This window comes from Protofrankia sp. Cas8, assembly GCF_963555845.1.
In the GTDB taxonomy this organism is placed as follows: Bacteria; Actinomycetota; Actinomycetes; order Frankiales; family Frankiaceae; genus Protofrankia.
The window spans coordinates 1,720-3,036 of the sequence record NZ_CAUVXI010000353.1; the positions used below are offsets into that span (position 1 = coordinate 1,720).

Here is a 1,317-nt window from a genome sequence, read left to right on the forward strand (position 1 = left end):
TCTCCTGTTCGACCAGGTTCGCGGACTCGCCGCGCAGCCGGCGGCCCGGGCCGCGCAGCGTCGACTTCATGGTCTTGTAGGTGAGTTCGACCTGCCAGCGCTGCGCATAGCAGGCCGCGACCTCGGCGGCGGGGTGGGCGACGTGGTCGAGCAGGGTGGTCAGTACCCGGAACCGGCTGGTGGTGGACGCGCCAGCCTGGTCGGTGGTGGTCACCCGGAACTCGACGAGGCGGGTGACCGTGTCAGGAAACCGGGGCGCCTTCCGGTCGCCGGTCCTCGCGCGGCGCAGGGCGAGCATCGCGTCGGACTCGCGCAGCCGCAGCAGCTGTGAGCCGTCCGGCAAGGTCCGGATCACGGTCGCGGGCAGGCTGTGGTGGCCGTTCTTGACCCGCCACGCCAGCTGCGCCCCGGTCGCGGACGCTGCCAGCCAGCGGGCCATCGAGAAGAAGTTCCGGTCGGCGAGGTTCAGGGTGCCTGGCCGGAGTTGCTCGACGAGCCGGTCCCAGAGCGCCTGCTCGGACACCGCGCACGAGTCGAGGACGGCGGCGAGGACCCGGCGGGTCCCGCACACCACGAGGGTGACGACGCGGACCTGTGGGAACCGGCCCCCGGACGGGGTCGCGAACCGCTCGGCGACCCCGTCCGCGGCCGGTGCGTCGAACACCGTCCCGTCCGTGGCCGTCACCACCAGCCCGAACACGCGCAGGCCCAGGATCTGCGGGCACGCGTCAGCCAGCTGGGCGCCGGCTTCGAACACCGCGCGTAGCACGGCGGCGGGCAGTCGGGCCCTGGCCTGGGACAACGCCGCCGCGGTCACCGGGCCGCCGAACGCCGTCACCGGGTTGAACGCGACCAGGTGCGGCCACAGCCGGGCCAGCACGGTCGGGGCGCCCTCGCCGAAGAACAGGCACAGCCCGAGCACCAGCACGGTGGTCGCCGCCCCGGTCAGCGCCGTCCGGCGGGAGTCGGTGTGCCCCACGGTCGCCGCCGCCGCGCGCACCTGCCCGGGCTTGACCACCACCGCCAGCGGCGCGGCCCCCACCACGTGCGCGCCTACGCCGGCGCCCGGGCCAGCAAGTACCACATCCCGTAACGACTCGGGCGGCGAGGACGTGACAGACTTGGACACAGGAGCTCCTGGTTTCGACGGTTGGTCTTCGCAACCCACGTCGTACCAGGAGCTTTCTTATGGGCCGTACCCGGCGGGTCAGCTGCGACCCCGCAAACCCCGCCGCCCCACGCGGGCCGGAACCGGAACCGCGAATAGAACGACGAACACAACACATCGGCAACGATCACTACGCGATGGACGTCATC

The 1,317-nt window shown here is 72.6% G+C and carries 1 protein-coding gene; it reads right to left on the minus strand.

Features of this window, described 5'->3' with window-relative positions; all coding sequences use genetic code 11:
- The coding region (locus U9977_RS26740) for an IS4 family transposase (protein ID WP_322752039.1) at positions 1-1,129 on the minus strand (1,129 nt) is incomplete at its 3' end.
- Positions 1,130-1,317 lie beyond the last annotated feature (188 nt).